Annotated in this window: 24 protein-coding genes; 6 read left to right on the forward strand and 18 right to left on the reverse strand. The window is 29.3% G+C overall.

The genetic code is table 11. The features are described from left to right. Window positions 1–3: 3 nt before the first annotated feature. The 8 genes from F754_RS0104270 to mnmA form a co-directional block, all read right to left on the reverse strand. A complete protein-coding gene (locus F754_RS0104270) occupies window positions 4–798 on the reverse strand; it encodes a hypothetical protein (RefSeq protein WP_023648678.1) in 795 nt (264 codons plus the stop codon). Window positions 799–907: 109 nt separating this feature from the next. Then, window positions 908–1,306: an HIT family protein gene (locus F754_RS0104275; protein ID WP_023648679.1), complete on the reverse strand. Its 399-nt coding sequence runs from the start codon at window positions 1,304–1,306 to the stop codon at window positions 908–910. Window positions 1,307–1,311: 5 nt separating this feature from the next. Then, window positions 1,312–2,082, reverse strand: coding sequence for an aminotransferase class IV (locus F754_RS0104280; protein ID WP_023648680.1), 771 nt, complete (start codon window positions 2,080–2,082; stop codon window positions 1,312–1,314). Beyond that, window positions 2,045–2,602, reverse strand: coding sequence for an aminodeoxychorismate/anthranilate synthase component II (locus F754_RS0104285; RefSeq protein WP_023648681.1), 558 nt, complete (start codon window positions 2,600–2,602; stop codon window positions 2,045–2,047). The genes F754_RS0104280 and F754_RS0104285 overlap by 38 nt, the downstream gene beginning before the upstream one ends. After that, the gene (locus F754_RS0104290; protein ID WP_023648682.1) at window positions 2,599–3,762 is read right to left on the reverse strand and encodes a chorismate-binding protein; all 1,164 of its coding nucleotides are present in this window, start codon (window positions 3,760–3,762) and stop codon (window positions 2,599–2,601) included. Before F754_RS0104290 ends, F754_RS0104285 begins: the two co-directional genes overlap by 4 nt. Window positions 3,763–3,766: 4 nt before the next feature. Beyond that, a complete protein-coding gene (locus F754_RS0104295; protein ID WP_023648683.1) occupies window positions 3,767–4,987 on the reverse strand; it encodes an MFS transporter in 1,221 nt (406 codons plus the stop codon). A 7-nt stretch (window positions 4,988–4,994) separates the two neighbouring features. Further along, window positions 4,995–6,170 carry a PLP-dependent aspartate aminotransferase family protein gene (locus F754_RS0104300; protein ID WP_023648684.1) on the reverse strand — a complete coding sequence of 392 codons (1,176 nt, stop codon included), beginning with the start codon at window positions 6,168–6,170 and terminating at the stop codon, window positions 4,995–4,997. A gap of 165 nt (window positions 6,171–6,335) precedes the next feature. Continuing rightward, window positions 6,336–7,454 (reverse strand): tRNA 2-thiouridine(34) synthase MnmA, encoded by a 1,119-nt coding sequence (gene mnmA, locus F754_RS0104310; protein WP_023648686.1) that lies wholly within the window; start codon window positions 7,452–7,454, stop codon window positions 6,336–6,338. A gap of 41 nt (window positions 7,455–7,495) precedes the next feature. Between mnmA and F754_RS07715 the strand changes: the two genes are divergently transcribed. Genes F754_RS07715 through F754_RS07785 form a run of 3 tightly spaced genes read left to right on the forward strand, consistent with a single transcriptional unit; the run spans window position 7,496 to window position 8,581 of the window. Beyond that, a complete protein-coding gene (locus F754_RS07715; protein ID WP_023648687.1) occupies window positions 7,496–7,663 on the forward strand; it encodes a DUF3553 domain-containing protein in 168 nt (55 codons plus the stop codon). Between the two features lie 7 nt (window positions 7,664–7,670). Beyond that, complete coding sequence (locus F754_RS0104320) at window positions 7,671–8,432, forward strand: 3'(2'),5'-bisphosphate nucleotidase CysQ (RefSeq protein ID WP_023648688.1); 762 nt, start codon at window positions 7,671–7,673, stop codon at window positions 8,430–8,432. Continuing rightward, window positions 8,432–8,581 carry a hypothetical protein gene (locus F754_RS07785; RefSeq protein WP_023648689.1) on the forward strand — a complete coding sequence of 50 codons (150 nt, stop codon included), beginning with the start codon at window positions 8,432–8,434 and terminating at the stop codon, window positions 8,579–8,581. Before F754_RS0104320 ends, F754_RS07785 begins: the two co-directional genes overlap by 1 nt. On the opposite strand, the gene F754_RS0104330 is transcribed toward F754_RS07785, so the two are convergent. After that, entirely contained in the window at window positions 8,568–9,131 is a 564-nt protein-coding gene (locus F754_RS0104330) for a RecX family transcriptional regulator (protein WP_023648690.1), read from the reverse strand. The genes F754_RS07785 and F754_RS0104330 overlap by 14 nt on opposite strands. Before the next feature lie 26 nt (window positions 9,132–9,157). Between F754_RS0104330 and F754_RS0104335 the strand changes: the two genes are divergently transcribed. Both F754_RS0104335 and F754_RS0104340 read left to right on the forward strand, forming a co-directional pair. Beyond that, entirely contained in the window at window positions 9,158–9,631 is a 474-nt protein-coding gene (locus F754_RS0104335; protein ID WP_023648691.1) for a DUF4281 domain-containing protein, read from the forward strand. Beyond that, window positions 9,624–10,211 carry a 2-hydroxychromene-2-carboxylate isomerase gene (locus tag F754_RS0104340; protein WP_023648692.1) on the forward strand — a complete coding sequence of 196 codons (588 nt, stop codon included), beginning with the start codon at window positions 9,624–9,626 and terminating at the stop codon, window positions 10,209–10,211. Before F754_RS0104335 ends, F754_RS0104340 begins: the two co-directional genes overlap by 8 nt. Here F754_RS0104340 and F754_RS0104345 read toward each other — a convergent pair. Then, window positions 10,208–10,591: a rhodanese gene (locus tag F754_RS0104345; RefSeq protein WP_023648693.1), complete on the reverse strand. Its 384-nt coding sequence runs from the start codon at window positions 10,589–10,591 to the stop codon at window positions 10,208–10,210. The two genes, F754_RS0104340 and F754_RS0104345, sit on opposite strands and share 4 nt — an antisense overlap. A gap of 46 nt (window positions 10,592–10,637) precedes the next feature. On the opposite strand from F754_RS0104345, the gene bcp reads away from it, so the two are divergent. Then, on the forward strand, window positions 10,638–11,138 hold the full coding sequence (gene bcp / locus F754_RS0104350; RefSeq protein WP_023648694.1) for a thioredoxin-dependent thiol peroxidase: 501 nt from the start codon (window positions 10,638–10,640) through the stop codon (window positions 11,136–11,138). Window positions 11,139–11,166: 28 nt separating this feature from the next. On the opposite strand, the gene F754_RS0104355 is transcribed toward bcp, so the two are convergent. From F754_RS0104355 to F754_RS0104390, 8 genes are all read right to left on the reverse strand, one after another. After that, window positions 11,167–12,459, reverse strand: a complete 1,293-nt coding sequence (locus F754_RS0104355; protein ID WP_023648695.1) for an ammonium transporter — start codon at window positions 12,457–12,459, stop codon at window positions 11,167–11,169. A 226-nt stretch (window positions 12,460–12,685) separates the two neighbouring features. Continuing rightward, window positions 12,686–13,987, reverse strand: coding sequence for an ammonium transporter (locus F754_RS0104360; protein WP_023648696.1), 1,302 nt, complete (start codon window positions 13,985–13,987; stop codon window positions 12,686–12,688). A 139-nt stretch (window positions 13,988–14,126) separates the two neighbouring features. Further along, on the reverse strand, window positions 14,127–14,402 hold the full coding sequence (locus tag F754_RS0104365) for an HU family DNA-binding protein (protein WP_023648697.1): 276 nt from the start codon (window positions 14,400–14,402) through the stop codon (window positions 14,127–14,129). Between the two features lie 157 nt (window positions 14,403–14,559). Then, window positions 14,560–15,672 (reverse strand): RIP metalloprotease RseP, encoded by a 1,113-nt coding sequence (rseP, locus tag F754_RS0104370; protein WP_023648698.1) that lies wholly within the window; start codon window positions 15,670–15,672, stop codon window positions 14,560–14,562. Between the two features lie 6 nt (window positions 15,673–15,678). Continuing rightward, a complete protein-coding gene (locus tag F754_RS0104375) occupies window positions 15,679–16,128 on the reverse strand; it encodes a YtoQ family protein (protein ID WP_023648699.1) in 450 nt (149 codons plus the stop codon). Window positions 16,129–16,191: 63 nt separating this feature from the next. Beyond that, window positions 16,192–17,538, reverse strand: a complete 1,347-nt coding sequence (locus F754_RS0104380; protein ID WP_023648700.1) for an FAD-dependent oxidoreductase — start codon at window positions 17,536–17,538, stop codon at window positions 16,192–16,194. Continuing rightward, window positions 17,535–17,687 (reverse strand): hypothetical protein, encoded by a 153-nt coding sequence (locus F754_RS07790; protein WP_196228283.1) that lies wholly within the window; start codon window positions 17,685–17,687, stop codon window positions 17,535–17,537. Before F754_RS07790 ends, F754_RS0104380 begins: the two co-directional genes overlap by 4 nt. 11 nt (window positions 17,688–17,698) lie before the next feature. After that, window positions 17,699–18,319, reverse strand: a complete 621-nt coding sequence (locus F754_RS0104390; RefSeq protein ID WP_023648702.1) for an SOS response-associated peptidase — start codon at window positions 18,317–18,319, stop codon at window positions 17,699–17,701. Window positions 18,320–18,342: the final 23 nt, after the last annotated feature.

The raw sequence follows: 18,342 nt of genomic DNA on the forward strand, positions 1-18,342 counted from the left end.
ATATTAATAATGTTTTGGTTCTTCTCTTTTTATGCCTAAACCAAATTGTTCAGGTGCGTCTGCAGGAGGAGGAAGATTATCTCGTGATCCATCAGCTTCAGCTAAATTTTTCTGTATTGCAGCTCCTGGCTTATAAAACATATGTGCAAATTTAGACCAGTACACACCACCAAATAATATTAAATTTGATGTTACAAACAATGTTAAGAATAAAAACGATAGTCCATCTTGACCATTAAACTGAGCATAAGACCAAGCTAACCCAAAAGTTGAGCATGCTAATAACGCTAAAACAAATAAATCAGCTTTAATAATTCTATACCAAGGATGAGCTTCAGCTGAGACATCTACTCTTAAAAAAAACCAAAACCAATATCCACCTATACAAGTTAAAATTGCTCCTACATGCCATAGCATTGACCAAATTGTTGATGATGATTTATCTGCACCAGTATAGCAAAACACTAACATTGCTGATGAAATCCAGAATATGATTGTTCCATACATTCCAAGAACGTGAGACAATCTTCTTTTTCCAAACCCAAGCTCTGCAGTAGTTCCAATATCAACAAGTGTTGTCTTAGCCAATATAGACACTCTTTCACCAGTACCAATTTCTCTAGTTGCCTGGAGTTTTGCTTTTTTTGCATTGTTTAAAAAATATGTCAGATTTTTATGATGTATCATTTGAATTATTGTTCCTAATGCAATCAGTACAATCATAGCAATTATAAAACTTTGCATAGCAAAAGGAGATACTGTCTCTGCTAAAATAGAAAATGGATTTGTTCCTAACATTTTACCCTTGTTTTAAATTTTATAATTAATTAAAAGTTTTAATATTCTACTTAATTCTATAGTTCAACCCAAACTATTGGTCAATGTGTCTTTAATAACAACCTATAATTTATATTTTACGTTTATAATGCTGTTTTTTAGGTATTACAGATCTAACTCCACCTTGAGGATTATCAACATCCCCTTCTCTTCTTGGAATCAAATGAATGTGACAATGCATGATTGATTGACCAGCTATTTTTCCAGCATTGGTTCCGATGTTAAATGCTTTTACATTTTTATCTTTATCTAGAACCTCTTGTTTTACAATTTTAATCAAATCATTGCATGCGACAAGCTCTTCATTAGATAGTTCGAAATAATCTACCACATGTCTTTTAGGTATTATTAAACAATGTTGCTTAGATACAGGATAAGTATCATAACTTGCGTATGCTAAATTATTCTCATGAGCTATACCACTAGCTTTTGAATTACAAAATAAACATGGGTTATTAGGATCTCTCATAATATTTATCTAAATTTTTTGCAGTTACTTACGGCAGTTTTGTAATGTTTTGAAAGAATATTATAAAATTTTAAACTTTTTCTTTTCCACTTTATTTGATTAATAGTTTTTACAGAGGCAACTCCTTTTCCAGATCCTATTAAAAGAATTTCATCAAATTCATTTAGAGAATTAACTAAAATATCTTTTTTAATAATTTTTTTTATTTTTGATCTAAAAAATTTATAAGTAATTCCCTTATAAAATTTATTAGCTGGTGAAAAAAATTTATTATCTTTTATAAAAAGTAAATTAGAAGTTCCGGTTTCAAAAATTTTATTATTTGAACACAATCCAATATCTGATCTTGAATTATCAATTTTTGATAAATGTTTTAATATTTCTTTATATTTTAAATTTTTAAACTCAGGTTTTTTTCTTTTTAATTTAACTAATTTTAAATCAAAATTTAAATTTGGTTTAATACGTTTTCTTAGTGAAATTGATAAAGTGTCTTTATTAAGAGCTATTCTTAATAAGTGATTATATTTTGTTTTTGAATTTAAATTATCTTTTAATAAATTTAAGATATTTGATTTTAAAGATGATTTAATAATTGAGTATGCCTTAGAGGATTTTATCAAATTATTTATATGTTCTCTAAAAAAAAGAATTTTGGATGGATTATCAAATATCCACATTGTTGTGAACACACCATGACCACCCCAAAGATCTTTAAAATCAATTTCTTTATAATCTTTAAGCTGATAGGATTTTTTTAATAAGTAATTTACCATTTAAAGTTAAAAATGACTCAGGGTGAAATTGAAATCCATAAATTTTATCAATGTTATTTTCAAATGACATTGCGGAACCTGAAATAACACATCTCATCGTTATGTCAAAATTTTCTGCATTAAAAGGCTCTTTTAATTTTAAAGAATGGTATCGACCTACTTTAAACTTATCTCCTGCATTAAATAATTTACTTAATTTATTTACTAATACTTCTGATTGGAAGCCATGGTAAATTTTGCTTTGCTGAACAATTTTCGCACCTTCACTATATAATATTTGTTGAAATCCTAGACAAATTCCAATTATTCTTTTTTTTCCTTTAAATTTTTTATAGATTTTTGATGATAAGGGATAATCTTTAGGGGAACCAGGTCCTGGAGAAAAAACAATAGTAGATGCTTGATTTAATTTTGATTTATTAATTTTACTAAAGTCATCACATTCCACATCGTCAAATAATGACAATTGATGGACAACATTATGTGTGAAGGAGTCTTTGTGGTCAATTACATATATCATTTGTACAAATCTATTAATGCTTTTGCTTTGATAAAATTTTCATTAAATTCGTGTTTTGCATTACTGTCAATCACCACACCAGATGCAACTGAGATCTCAGAAATATTTTTATAATTTAATATTGATCTAATAATAATATTAAATCTCATATCGCCATTAAATTTTATAAAGCCAAAACTCCCAGTGTAAATATTTCTATTTTCTTTTTCTTGATTATTTAAAAGATTAAGAGTGCTTATTTTTGGACAACCGATTACAGAACCACCTGGCATCATGGCCTTTATAATATCAATATTCTCTACTTTTTTTCTGAGTTTGCCAGATATTAAACTTACATAGTGATAAAGATCCTTGTATTCCTCAACAGATTTTTCTTTTTTTAACTTTACAGTTCCATGAACACAAATTCTTGAAAGATCATTTCTCTCCATATCAACAATCATATTATGCTCTTTTGTTTCCTTAAGATTGTTTCTAAAAAAATTTAATGCTTTTCTTTTATTAATTTTTTTAGTCTTTCTTAAAGTTCCAGCTATTGGTTTTGTTGATATTAAAGAACCTTTTTTATTAATTAAATTTTCAGGAGAACAGCTAATAATTGAGTAATTTTTATCCTTAATCATAAATGCCTCAGGAGCTAAGTTTGTTTTTGCAAGTCTACAGAAAAAATCTAAGGGATCGATTTGTGATTTATTTTTATATTTTGTGCATATCTTTATTTGATATGTTTCACCTAATCTTATTTTCTTTTTAAATTTATCAAAAATTTTTGTATATGACTTCTGGTTGATATTTATTTTGAATTTACTATCTACTTTATTAGTAGATTTAAGTTTATAAATTAAATTTTCTTTTAAATTAATCTTTGTTTCTGGTTTGTAAAAAATTCCTTTAGGAAAATTAATACTTTTTTGTCGAGGTATTTTTACCCCAATTAAATTATTCAACAATTCGTAACCAAAAAATCCAATGAATAAATCTGTACTTTGATATTTTTTCTTAGTGTTATACTTTTGTTTTAAAAACTGTCTAATATTTTGATTATTTAAGATTATTTTTTTTGAAAAATTAGTAAATAAATCAAAACCTCTATTAGTTTTATAAATTATAAACGGCTTCTTTAAATTATTAATATTGTTTAAATAATTTTTTTTATTCAATTTATTAAGTTGTTTGAAGTCTCGGAACTTGTTTTTCTATTATTGGTAAATGTATTAAACCTGCAAAAATTGATAATGCTATAGATATATACCATGCATAATCATAGGAACCGTATAAATCATGAAACACACCACCCAAATAAGCTCCTAAAAAAGATCCTACTTGATGGCTTAAAAAAACTATTCCGTATAATAATCCAATATATTTAGTTCCAAAAATAAAACCAACTAATCCCATTGTTGGTGGTACAGTTGAAAGCCATAAAAAACCAAAAGTAATACCAAACATCACTGCTATAATTGGGTTTGGTGGAAGAAAAATAAATATAGCTATTACCAAACCTCTTGCTAGATAAATTGCGCTTAGAATTAATTTTTTACTTAATTTTTGTGCCAAATATCCTGATGTTAATGTTCCAGCAATATTAAATAAACCAATCATTGAAAGAATTGTTACAGTACACCACTCTGGTAAACCTCTATCATTAATATAAATTGGAATATGTGTTGCAACTAAAGCGATATGCCATCCACAAACAAAAAAACCTAAAGTTAAATATATAAAACTTTTACTCCTAAAAGCTTCTTTGAGTGCTTCACCTGCTGTTTGCTTGTCATCAATTATACCACCAGCAACATCTTTTGGGGTAGTTAAATAAAAAGCTAATATTAAACCTACACAAATAAATGCAGCATAGAATAAAAGTGTACTTTCCCATCCAATTTCAACAAGTGCATATCTTGTAAACACAGGAGATACAAAATACCCAAATGAACCAGCGGCTGTAACAATGCCAATAGCAGCAGTTCTGTTTGATTGGGGGAAATGTTTAGCAACAACAGAAACGGGAATACTGATTGCAGTTCCGCCAAGGGCAACACCTATTAAGACACCAATGCCAGTCACAAAATAAAGCCCAGTATTATATTCTGAAACCAACATCAAAATACCAAGTAGATAAAAAATAAAGCCAATAAATACTGCAATGTGTCCGCCATATTTATCTGTAATAACTCCAAACCAAGGTGCAAAAGCTCCCCATAAAAACATCTGTAAACCTAAGGCAAAACCAAATTGAGAAAGAGTTATTCCTAGATCAGTTGAGAAATCGAAATAAAACATTCCAAAAGTTTGTCTAATACCAAGTGAAATTATAACAATTAAACAAGCTGAAATTAAAGTAATTAAAACTGTTTTATTTTTAATAAATTTTTCAGAAGACATTTAGAGATTACTTTAAATGTTTTAGTGATTGCTTAATATCAGCGATAAGGTCGCTAGGATCTTCTAGGCCAATGTGTAATCTAACAAGATGTTCGTTTTTTGCTAATTTTAGGTAACTTCTATTTCCTTGTTCTCTTATATTCTGATGTAAAGCTAAACTTTCAAATCCACCCCAACTATACCCATGGCCAAATAGTTTTAAATTATTTACAAATTTAACAACTGATTTTTCATTTTTAGCTTTTATCATTAAACCCATTAAGCCTGATGCTCCAGAATAATATTTTTTCCACATTCTAAAATTATAAGAGTCTTTTTTATATGGATATAACAACTTAATATTTTTAAATTTAGATAAAAATTCTGCAACTTTTTTTGCATTTTCTCTATGTCGATCTAATCTAACATCTAAAGTTCTTAACCCTCTTGTTATCAAATAAGCGTCATCAGGTCCCAATCTTAAACCAGTTACTCTTTCTGCAGCTTTTACTTTTGCAAAAACTTTTTTATTAACAGCTAAACTTCCTCCCATTACATCAGAATGACCAGAATAATATTTTGTGGCCGACACAATTGACATATCAAAACCAAGTTTAATTGGTTTTAAAAAATATGGAGTTCCCCATGTATTATCTATAGCAGTTAAAATTTTATGCTTTTTGGCTATAGAGATAATCTTACCTAGGTCTTGAAAGTCGAAAGTATTACTTCCTGGATTTTCTACAAAAATTAATTTAGTTTTTTTTGTAATAGCTTTTTCTAATGTCTTAAGATCATGTGGATCATAAAAAGTCGTTTTAATACTAAATTCTTTTAAAAAATCTTGTGACAATAATCGTGTTGGACTATAAACTGGATCAGCTACGATAATTTCATCACCAGGTCTTGTGACACTAAAAATTGCAAGAAATACAGCTCCAAATCCTGTTGGAGTTAAAAAAGTAAAATAGCTTTCTTCTAATTTTGATAAAATTTGTTGCAATATATGAGTTGTTGATGTCCCCTGTCTTCCATAATCAAAATGTCCACCAGTAGGGTTTTTTTTTGCTTTATTTTGCATTTTTCGAATATCTTGCATCGATTTGAAAATAATCGTTGATGCTCGAACAATTGGTGGATTGACTGACTGATTATGAAAGTCTTTTGCAGTGTGTTTTAAAAACGTTTTAAAAGAATTGCTCATAATAAAATTTGATATGTTTAGAAGACAATGCTATATCCCGTAAAAAACGTCAATAAAATTAATAAATAGGACTTAATGAGTTATCCAAAGAAACATAGAGGCCGAAGAAAACAGGGCTCTAAAAAAAGAAGAGCAAAAAGAAAAAATAAGAAAAAGTAATTTCTTCTATTCTTTAATCCACCCACCACCAAGCACTTTATGGCCAAATTGGTCCTTGCTATAAAAGACACATGCCTGTCCTGGTGAGATACCATCTTCAGGATTAAGCAAATTTACATGTGCAGTATTATCCTCTTTAAGATTAACTTTTGCCTCAAGAAGATTTCCTGTTGATCTCACTTTTACAAATATATTTTGATCTAAGTCTTTTTTATCAGTCAATAAATTAAGATCTTTAAGGGATATGTTTTTTTTTCCAAGGTTTTCTTTTGGACCAACTATAATTTCGTTATTATCTGAATTTATTTTTAGAACATAAAGAGGCTCTACATCAGAGACTTTAATTCCTTTTCTTTGTCCAATTGTAAAATTAATTATACCGTCATGAACGCCAATAACTTTTCCCTCTAAATTTTTAATATTTCCTTTTTGAAAAGAATCTGGTCTAAATTTTCTAATAACTGAGGCGTAATCTCCATTAGGTACAAAACAAATATCTTGGCTATCAGGTTTGTCAGCAACATTCAAATCTAGTTCTTTTGCAATCTCTCTTGTTTTTTCTTTTAACATTCCACCTAATGGAAACCTCAGATAGTCTAATTGTTCACGAGTTGTATTAAATAAAAAATAACTTTGATCTCTATTTTCATCAATTGCTCTGTACATGTTGTTGGAATTATTTAATGTAACGTTTTTTACATAATGACCTGTGACTAATGCATCTGCATTTAGATCTTTTGAAACTTCAAATAAATCTTTAAACTTTACAGTTTGATTGCATTGAACACACGGTATTGGCGTTTCCCCATTTAAATAGCTATCAACAAAATTATCTATAACACCTTGCTTAAACTTATCTTGGTAATATAAAATTTTATGTTCAATGCCTAATTTATGCGCGACACGTTTTGCATCCATTATATCTTGTCCAGAACAGCATTGTTTAGATTTTGCAACTTCTTTTCCATCATCATAAAGCTTAAGTGTAATTCCAATAACTTTATAGCCTTCATTTTTCATGATGCCGGCTACAGTTGAAGAGTCTACCCCCCCAGACATGGCTACCACTACAGTAGTATCCTCAGGCTTTTTATTAATTCCAATAGAATTTAATTCTTTATTCATAAGGTGGTATTTATACTTATTTACAATATAAGTTAAATTAAATGATTTTAGATTACGAACCAGGTGACAAAGTCACTAATCCAAACAATAAAGACTGGGGTATTGGTCAGGTTCAATCCATTATCAATGATAAAGTAACAGTCAATTTTGAAAATGCTGGAAAAAAAGTAATCCATGCTAAAAATGTAGAATTAAAACGAATTAAATAAATTTGAAATGGATATAAAAATAATAGTAGAAAAATTAATTGATCCTTTTTTAAAAGCCGGAGACTTATCAATTTCTCTCAGAGAAAAGGGATTAAAAAAAGAAATTAAATCTGACAATACCCCTGTAAGTAATGGAGATCTTGAAGTTAATAAATTTATCACACAAAAAATCTCTGAAATAACACCTCATATACCAATTATATCAGAAGAAACTTCTGATAATAAAGATAACACTCAACTAAAAAATTTTTGGTTGGTTGATCCTATAGATGGTACGTATGATTATATAAATAATCTCGAAGAATTCACAATAAATGCTGGTTTAATTATTGATAACGTGCCTGCGGCAGGATTAATTTATGCGCCTGCAAAAAAAAGAATGTTTTATTCTTATGGTGAAGGTGATGCTTATGAATTAAGTGATGGAAAAACCATAAAACTAAATGAAAAGGATTCTGTTACTAGACCAATTAAATTTATTTCTTACTCAAACAAAATTAAACCTGAAATTCAAAAAATTTATCAAGATATTGGAGTAATTGAAAACATAAGAATGAAAAGTTCGCTTAAATTTTGTGTGGTAGCTGCTGGCGAATATGATGGCTATGTTGCGGAACCAAGAGCTTATGAATGGGATATAGCAGCGGGTCATGCAATATTAATACATTCAGGTGGAACTGTTACAGATTTTGATGGAAATGAAATTTTATATGGAAAAAAAGATTTAAAAAATCCTAGCTTAATTTTAAAAAATAAAAATATATTATAATGGATGAACAATTAAGAATTATATTAATTATAATAGTTTCGGTTTCTATTTTTGGATTATTAGTTTTTGTATTTGTTAAAAACTATGTAAGACAAAAAGTTAATAATTTAGTTGAAGAAGAAAAAGATAAAAAGACTAAAGTAGATTAATTATTTTAAGGTATTCATCTTTTTCTATATCCATTACTTTTCTGGAGGTCTCAAAATCGAAACCATTTCTTGCTAATAAAGATATATCTTTCTTATAAAATAATGTTCTGTTATCCTCAGCTCTAGCTGGACCTATTCTTTTTTTCTTACAAATTTTTATTGCTGAAAAAAAATCTTGATCAGAGTTATCTTCCTTAATTTTATCAACTGTATCTTTGATAAATTCATCGTGAATTCCTTTTCCTATTAAATAGTTTCTAATTTTATTTATAGAGTTTCCTCTTTGAATCATACTTTTTGCTTTACTTTCTGAATAAAATTGGTCATTGATAAATTTATTCTTTTCTAAATCAGACAAAACAATATCGATCAATTTATTGACGTCTTTTTTTTTTACATCAGAGGAAGAAAGTTTCATATATTTTTTTAGTAAATAAGTCTTTAACTGCTGTTTTGAAGGTGCATATTTTTCAACATAAGCAAATGCAAAGTTTCTCATCTCTTCAACAGTTACTTGGAGTGTTTTTTTTCTATTTCTTATAGGAATCATGGTTAGATTTTATATAATATATTTAAATGATCGAACAAATTTATACTTATTTTTCTATTGAGACACTTTATATGTGGGTCAATATTGGTGTATTACCTTTTTGGTTTATTTTAATTTTTTTTCCACAGTCTCATCTATGTAGATATTTTGTAGCCTCAATATTTCCAATATTCATTTTAAGTGGTGTTTATATTTTTGCTTTATATAAATCTTATTTACTTGGTTACGATTTTATTGGCAATTTTACATTATATCTAGGATTGAATGAGCTTTCTAGATTGTTTGAAGATCATTTGTATTTAATGCTTTTTTGGACACACTTTATTTCAATTAATTTATTTATAGGTGGATGGATAGTCAAAGACTCTCAAAAATTTTATATTAATAAAATTTTAGTGGCGATCCCATTAATAATCACCTATTTGATAGGACCAGTTGGTTTATTCTTTTATTGGATCATAAGAATTTTCTATGCCAAAAGAATGAGTTTTTATGACTAATCATATAGATTTTTATTTTGATATAATTAGTGCTTATTCTTACATAGCTCATAAAAAAATTAAAAGAATTAAAGACAATCAAAAAATTACTTTTAACTATAAGCCTATTTTTTTAGGTGGTCTTCACAATCTAGCAGGGATAAGTGCACCAGCTTTTAATAAATATAAAATGAAAAATATGCAAAATGATTGTGAGCTTGTATCAAAAAAAAATAACATATCTTTTACATGGAATTCTAAATTTCCAATCAACTCTCTTTATTTGATGAGGGGTTATTTATACTTATCTGATGATCAAAAAAATAATTACCTAAATACTTTTTTTGAGGCATATTGGAAAGATAATTTAGATTTATCAAATGATGAGGAGATCCTTAAGCTATTAAATACTTTAAATATTGATAATGAAAAATTTTTAAATGGAATTAAAGAACAGTCAATTAAAGATGCATTAAAAAATGCAACTAACGAGGCCTTTAAAAAAGAAGTTTTTGGTGCACCAACATTTATTGTAAATGATAAAATTTTTTGGGGACAAGATCGACTTGAATATGCTGTTGAAGAATTAAACTTTAATTAGATTATTTTAAATTTACTCTGATTGATTGCGGCAAAGCCGCCCTCTATATGTGATACTTTTTCATATCCCATATTATGCAACGCTTTAACTGCTAAAGCAGATCTTACACCACCAGCACAAAATAAAACCATTTCTTTATTTTGATCAAGTTTACCTTGTTGAAAAAAAGCGCTACTAGGGTCTAAAAAAATTTCCATCATTCCTCTAGAAATATGTACTGAATTTTCCACACTTCCAGTATTTTCTAATTCACTAGCTTCTCTTATATCAATTAAATTACAATTATTTTCTTCAACCATCTTGAAAGCTTCATCTGCATTAATAGTTTTTATTTCTTGCATTGCTTCTGAGACTAGTGTTTGAATTGATTTAACTGTCATAATTGTGTTTAAAATTACCTTAAAAATATTATATTGCTAGAAAATTATGTTAAAAATTAATACTAAAGCTCCTAATTTTATACTGCCGTCAACATCAAAAGAAAAATATTCATTAAAAGACTCACTTGGAAAATATGTTGTTATCTATTTTTATCCAAAAGATGATACGCCAGGGTGCACGATTGAGACTAATGATTTTAATAAATCACTATCAAAATTTAAAAAATTAGAGTGTGAAGTTTATGGAATTTCTAAAGATAATTTAAAAAGTCATGATAAATTTAGAAAAAAATATAAGATAAAATTTGATTTATTAGCAGATGAAGAATTAACAGTCCTTAAGAAGTATAAAGTCTGGGCTAAAAAAAAATTTATGGGTCGAAAATTTATGGGCATTCTCCGGACTACGTTTTTAATAGATAAAAAGGGTAAAATTATAAAGGTCTGGGAAAACGTTAAAGTTAAAGATCACGCAAAAGAAGTTTTGGAAACCCTTAAAAGCCTATCAAAAAATAAAAAAGGCCCCTTATTTCTAAGGGACCTTTAACGTTTAACATTATAGAGAGATAATTTTTTTAGTCTCTGATCGCGTAAGCTTTAACACCAACTTCTGCTACATCAGTTCCAAGTTTTTCTGCTTGGGCACTGATTCTAAGACCAATAAATTGTTTAAGTGCTCTAAATACTATGTATGAAAAAACAAAACTAAATACACAAACTGCAACAACACCCATTAACTGAGTTCCAAATGTTGTGTCAGGATTTGATATTGGAACTACCAATGTTCCAAAAATACCAGCAAACATATGAACTGGAATTGCACCTACTACATCATCTAAGTGTTTAGACTCTAAAAACTTTGTTCCAAAGTACATAATAATTGAACCGAAAGAACCAATCACCATTGCTAAAATTGGACTAGGATTTAAAGGTTCAGCAGTTATTGCAACAAGTCCTGCTAAAGCACCATTTAACATCATGATGATATCAGTTTTGCCACCAATCAATCTAGTGACTAATGCTGCGGTAACTGTTCCAGCAGCACCTGCTAAATGAGTATTAACTGCAATTTTACTAATCGCTGTTACATCATCAAAAGTTCCAACAGCTAATTGACTAAAGCCATTAAAGCCAAACCAACCAAACCATAATAAAAAAGTTCCAAGAGTTACAAGTGGAATACTAGATGCAGCAAAAGGAACTAAAGATTTAGTTTCACCTTTTTTTCCAAATCTTCCAGCTCTTGCACCTAAAACCATTACACCTGCTAAAGCAGCAGCACCACCACAAGCATGTACTAATGTAGAACCTGCAAAATCAGAAAATCCAGCAGTTGCTAACCATCCTCCACCCCACTGCCAACCCATTGAGATTGGATAAATAAATGCAGCCATAATTGCTGAGAAAATAAAAAATGGCCAAATTTTAATTCTTTCTGCAACAGCTCCCGATACAATCGATACCGTCGCACAAACAAACATTGCTTGATAGAACCAGTCTGAATAATCTGAGTAACCTGTTCCAATTTCCGAAGCATCACTCCAAATTTTAAATGAACCTATGTATCCACCTTCTGGTATTCCATAAGCAAGATTATACCCGCATAAGAAAAATACTATTGATGCTATTGCAAATTTACCAATATTTTTTGCAGCAATTGTGGATACACTTTTAGTGGTAACTAAACCGCACTCAAGCATACAAAATCCTGCAGCCATAAATGAAACTAATATTCCACCTAAATAAAAACCAAGCGTGTTAAATATATATTGTCCTTCAGCTGAGATAGTAGTTTCTGCTGAAGCTAATCCTGTAATACTAAAAATGATTACAAAAATAAGTGTTATTTTTTTAAATAAATTAATCATTATCTCTCCTTGTTATGGAAGTTCTTTTATTGAACTTTCCTGTTTAAAGAATTGCTGATTGATCAAAAGAGTTATGACGATAGAACATGTATGTAAAAAAAAGGCCCCTAAAAAGGGGCCTTTTACTAACTAACTATAAGAGAGATAAAGATAGTTATTCTGTTTTTAAGAGGCTCTCCAATGAGATAACGATATGGAGATCGAAGAGCCTCTTTATTGCATGCAATTAGTCTCGTATTGCGTAAGCAATTACACCTGTTTCAGTAACGTCTGTACCCTTAGTTTCAGCTTCTTTACTTAATCTGATACCAAAGATCGCCTTCATCACTGACCACACAATGTAAGACACAGCAAACACAAAAATGTTAACCGCAAGTACACCAATTAACTGAGCGCTAAAATTTGCATCAGCATTAGTTAGTGGAACTGCAAGTGTGCCCCAAATACCAGCAAATAAGTGAGCTGGGATTGCACCAACTACATCATCAAGTTTGAAATTAAATAATAATTTAGTTCCAAACACTACGATCAATCCACCCACAGCACCAATTAAGATTGCTGCAAATGGTGATGGTGCTAAAGGTTCTGCAGTGATAGCTACTAAGCCACCAATTGCTCCATTTAACATTTGAATTACATCTGTTTTACCATACATTAATCTTGTAATTACACCTGCTGCTAAAACTCCACCACAAGCTGCAAGATTTGTATTGATAAAGATAGTAGATATCGCAACTGCATCATCAAAAGTTCCTAATGCTAATTGAGATCCACCATTAAATCCAAACCAACCTAACCATAGGATAAATACACCTATTGTTACTAATGGAATTGAAGAAGCTGCAAAAGGTTTTAACGCCTTTGGATTTCCTGCAGAGTCAAATCTTCCATTTCTAGCACCTAACAAAATAATACCAGCTAAAGCAGCTGCACCACCTGTTGAGTGTACTAAAGTTGAACCAGCAAAGTCAGAGAAACCGATTTCAGCTAACCAGCCTCCACCCCACTGCCAACCCATTACGATTGGATAAATTACTCCAGCTAAAATAGCTGCAAATAAGAAGAATGGCCATAACTTGATTCTTTCAGCCATAGCACCTGAGCAAATTGAAACTGTAGTTGCACAGAATACCATTTGGAAAAACCAATCAGAACCATCCGCATAACCAGTATCAATTGCACTTGCATCTGACCAAGGTGTAAATGTTCCAATATATCCACCTTCTGGAATACCATAAGCTAAGTTATAGCCAACTAGCCAAAACATAATTCCAGCAATTGCATAAAGACCAATGTTCTTTGCACAAATTACTGAAACACTTTTTGAAGTTACCATACCAGATTCTAGCATTGCAAAACCTGCTGCCATGAACATGACAAGGAAACCACAAATTAAAAATAATAGAGTATTAAAAATAAACCCCACTTCAGCAGACACTGTTGTCTCTGCCATACCCGCACTACTCATGTTCAGTAAAAATACCAAACTAAGAAGTGGCGCAGTTATTCTCTTTATTAATTTAGTCATAAGACCTCCTGTTAAAGTAAAGACTTATAATTTTATTAATTTTAAAAACTAACGCTGATTAGGAAAAATTGGTATGCAGTTTTTGCATATAGTAACAGCCCTAGACGTGTTTTAAAAACGTTAGGGCTGTTAAAAAAAACTATTTATTGAATACTTCTTTTAAAGCTTTTGCTGGTAAGAATTTTACTTTTTGAGAAGCAGCGATTTGAATTTGCTCACCTGTTCTCGGGTTTCTTCCAACTCTAGCTTTTCTCTTAGCTACTTTGTAAGTTCCAAATCCAGCAATTTTTACTGAATCATCGCCTTTTAGTGCATCTAAAATAGTGTTGGTAATCGTATCAAATGTTCTTTCAGCATCGGCTTTGCTCAAATTTAAAGAGCCTGAAAGCTGTGCCATTAGTTGTTTTTTGTTCATTTTAGCTCCGGTTATGTTGATTAATTATCATACTTATCATAAACGTTGATAAATCAAGCTTTTTTTTAGTGTCTTAAATTTTTTTAGATACAATATCTTGTGTAAAGTTAAATAAGTATTGATTTTACTCGTATTTTACACAAATTAAATTGTGAAATTAATTGAACAAACCTAGGTCTTTAAGGTCATTAAAGGTTGTAAAAAACATCAATGATAACAACAAAAACATCCCGATTCGAAAAAAACCCTCTTGAACTTTTTGTGATAAAGGGCGCCCTAAAACTTTTTCAAATGCATAGAACATTAGGTGTCCTCCATCCAACATTGGAATTGGAAACAAGTTAATTAAACCAAGACTTATTGAAATATAAGCCATTATAGAAATAAATGGCAAAATACCTATTTCTGCTACTTGACCCGTTATTTTTGCTATCCTAATAGGCCCTCCTAATTGAGAACTATCACCTGTGCCTCTTAACATAGTACCAATATATTTGAGTGAGGAAGCACTTACAAAATATACTTCTTTAACGGAATGGATTAATGCTTGTGCTGGTCCTAATTTAACATGGTTGATTTCATTGTTATAAGCACCAAGTTTAATACCAACTATTCTTTTATTAACTTTATTACCTAAATTATCATCACTTAAAACAATTTTCGGTTTAATCTTAAGTAAGTATTCTTGATCAAAACGTTCAACTTTAAAATCAATAACATCTCCTATTGAAGTGGTAATAAACTTAGAAACATCCATAATACTTTCAACTTTGTTACCGTCAATTTCTAAAATGATATCATTATTTTTAAGCCCCCCAATCATTGCAGGACTATCTTTTTGAACTTCATTAATAACAGCAGGAGTGAAATCTTTTCCTATAAAAGTATATATTGAGAAAAAAATAACTATAGCTAATAAAAAGTTAGCTAATGGTCCACCAAATACAATAAGTGTTCTTTGATATAACGGTTTAATTACAAATAACTTTTCTTGATCCTCTTTATTATATTGTTTTAAAATTTTTTCATGGTCTGCTTGTGAAAAAACATTTCTATCTCCAAAAAACTTTACATAACCGCCAAGAGGGATCCAACAGATTTTCCATCTAGTGCCTGACTTATCATTCCAACCAAATATTTCTTTACCAAAACCAATGGAAAAATCGGTAACTCCTACCCCATATTTTCTTGCAAAATAATAGTGACCATATTCATGAATAAACACAACTACTAGTATTAAGATAATGAAAGGAATAATATATGTAAGCATAATTTTTTATTTTAATGAACCTTCTAAAACATATTTTAATATTCGAACAGCTTGTTTTTGATCTGTTACAACTGCTGAAGCTGATGCATCTACTTCTTTCAAAGCGTGCTGATGATCTTCACTATGAATAACAATAATAGATTTATTCAAAGCAACAGCATACCCTGCATCAAAAGCTGCATTCCATTGCTTATATTTTTCACCAAATTTTACAATTATCACGTCACTATCTTGAATAGATTTCTTAGTTCTAATTGAATTAATATTTGCACCTTTTCTGTCTTTCCAAAAATTTTTCTCTTCTGGTCCTAAAATCTCTACACCACAATTATCAGAAGACTCATGATTGGTTACTGGGGACAAAAAATGAATATCAAGTTTTTCTTTTTTACATGATTTTATAATTTCTTCTCGCCAATCACTGTGAATTTCACCTGCCAAATATACTTTTAACATTCCTTCTCCTATTAACTGTTAATACTTTTTCTTAGATAACTTTTATTATTATTAAACATTATATCAAATGTTTAACTTATCTTTAATTGCATAAAACCACACAGCTAATCTAAAATAAAAAATCCTTAATTGAGGAAAAATAAACTTTTTAGGTAATCCCTTATAGATTTTTGAAATATCTAAATCTTTACTATTTGATGAAAAAACTAGCTTGGATAACTGTTTTCCAGCCCAGGGAGCAGCGCTAACTCCGACTCCATTATAGCCAAATCCATAATAAATCTCCTCATTATCAATTTTACCAATAGATGGAGTGAGCTTTTGGGATAGGGCAATTAATCCGCGCCAATTATAATCAATAGTAACATTGGACCATTGAGGAAAAATATCTTTTAAAAACTTTTCCATCTTGTTTGACATAGCTAAATTTGACTGATCACTACCTTTCAAATCGCCTCTAGTACCAAACAAAATTCGATTATCAGGTAACTTTCGATAATAATATAAAAGGTTTTTAGTATTAGCAATGGGTGAAAATGTTTTAAAGTTATGAGCATTAAGCTCATCATCATTAAGCTTTCTAGTAACAATTATATTTGAAATAACAGGTAATACTCTTCCATCTATTTGCGGAATTAACCCTTCTTGATAAAAACCGTTAGTTGCAACTACAATTTTTTTAGATCGAATAGATCCTTCGTTAGTCTTTAAAATATAAGACCCATTTTCTTTATTAATTTTGTTTACTTTAGTGTGCTCGAATATCTTTAATTTTTTAGATATAGCATACTTTGCAATTCCATTAACAAATTTAAGAGGATTAATCGCAAAACCAGGTTTATAAGAAAATGCTCCAAATTGTTCCATTCCTCCATGACCAACTTCATTAAACTCATCTTTTGAATAAATTTTAGTTTCAATATCAAATTCAGATTTATAAACATCAGCTTGTTCTTTAATTTGCTTGAATTTATTTTTATGGTGGGCAACAACAAAATTACTATCTCCTGTTACATCGCAATCAATATTATATTCTTTAATGATATCTCTAGTGTGGTTTGAACCTTCAACAGAATTTTTGTAAAACTTTTTTGTTTCTTCTCTTCCATAAATAGATTGCATTTTTTTAAAAGGCATTTTACTTGGAGGTAAGCAATTAAAACCAGCATTACGAGAAGAAGCGCCCCAACCTATTTTACCAGCTTCAACTAAAATAACATCTAAGTTATGATTTTCTATTAAATTAATTGCACAAAGCAAACCTGTGTACCCTCCACCAATTATAACAATTTCTGAATTTATATCTTTAGTAAGTTTTTCTAAATTTAAATCTTCACTTGAAGTGTCTTCCCAATAACTATTAACTATTTTATCAAATTGATAAATATCTGGATGATAAATATTTTTCACTTATCGTTATTATTAATTTTTAAGTTAGATCTTTTTTTAAGTTTATTTTTTAATTTAATAAATAATGAAAAAATAATTAATGCAATTAATACTATTCCTACAAATAATCTTAGATATTGGTTTAAAATTAAATCTATTATGTCAATCATTATAAATATAGCTAAATTGGTTGAATTAAAGATGTGATGTTATTAGTAGGTTTATTTACATCTTTTGATATTTCATGAAATATAAGATCAGGTTTTTTACATTCTTTTAAAAAAGTTGAACCTTGTAACTCTAAATTTAAATATCGGTTAATATCTGTTTGGTTGATAATTACTGGTTGTCTGTGATGAATTTCACTAACGTTATCTTTAGCTTCCTCTGTAATTAAACAAAATTGGTCTTCTTCATAAATTCCTGCAAAAAATATTGCGTTCGTATCTTTTCTTGTAAAATAATGTGGAGTTTTTTCTTTCTCTTCTCTTTTCCATTCATAAAAACCGTCCGCTACAACAACACATCTGTTGTTTTTAATTAGTTTTTTAAATGAAACCTTCTCATCAATAGTTTCTAATCTTGCATTAATTAATGCTTTAAAATCTTTATCTTTAGCCCAACCTGGAATTAAACCCCACTTGAGAGCTTCTAATGTATTTCCATTTTTATATTTTTTAATAACTGGAAGTTTTTGATACGGATGAGCATTATAATTTTCTCCATCCTCTACTTGAATAGCTGACTTTACCAGTTTACTAGTTTTTGTGACAGGATTTTTAACCACATATCTTCCACACATATTTTATTTTAGCAAATAGATTG

This window comes from Candidatus Pelagibacter ubique HTCC8051, assembly GCF_000472605.1.
Classification (GTDB): Bacteria; Pseudomonadota; Alphaproteobacteria; order Pelagibacterales; family Pelagibacteraceae; genus Pelagibacter; species Pelagibacter communis_B.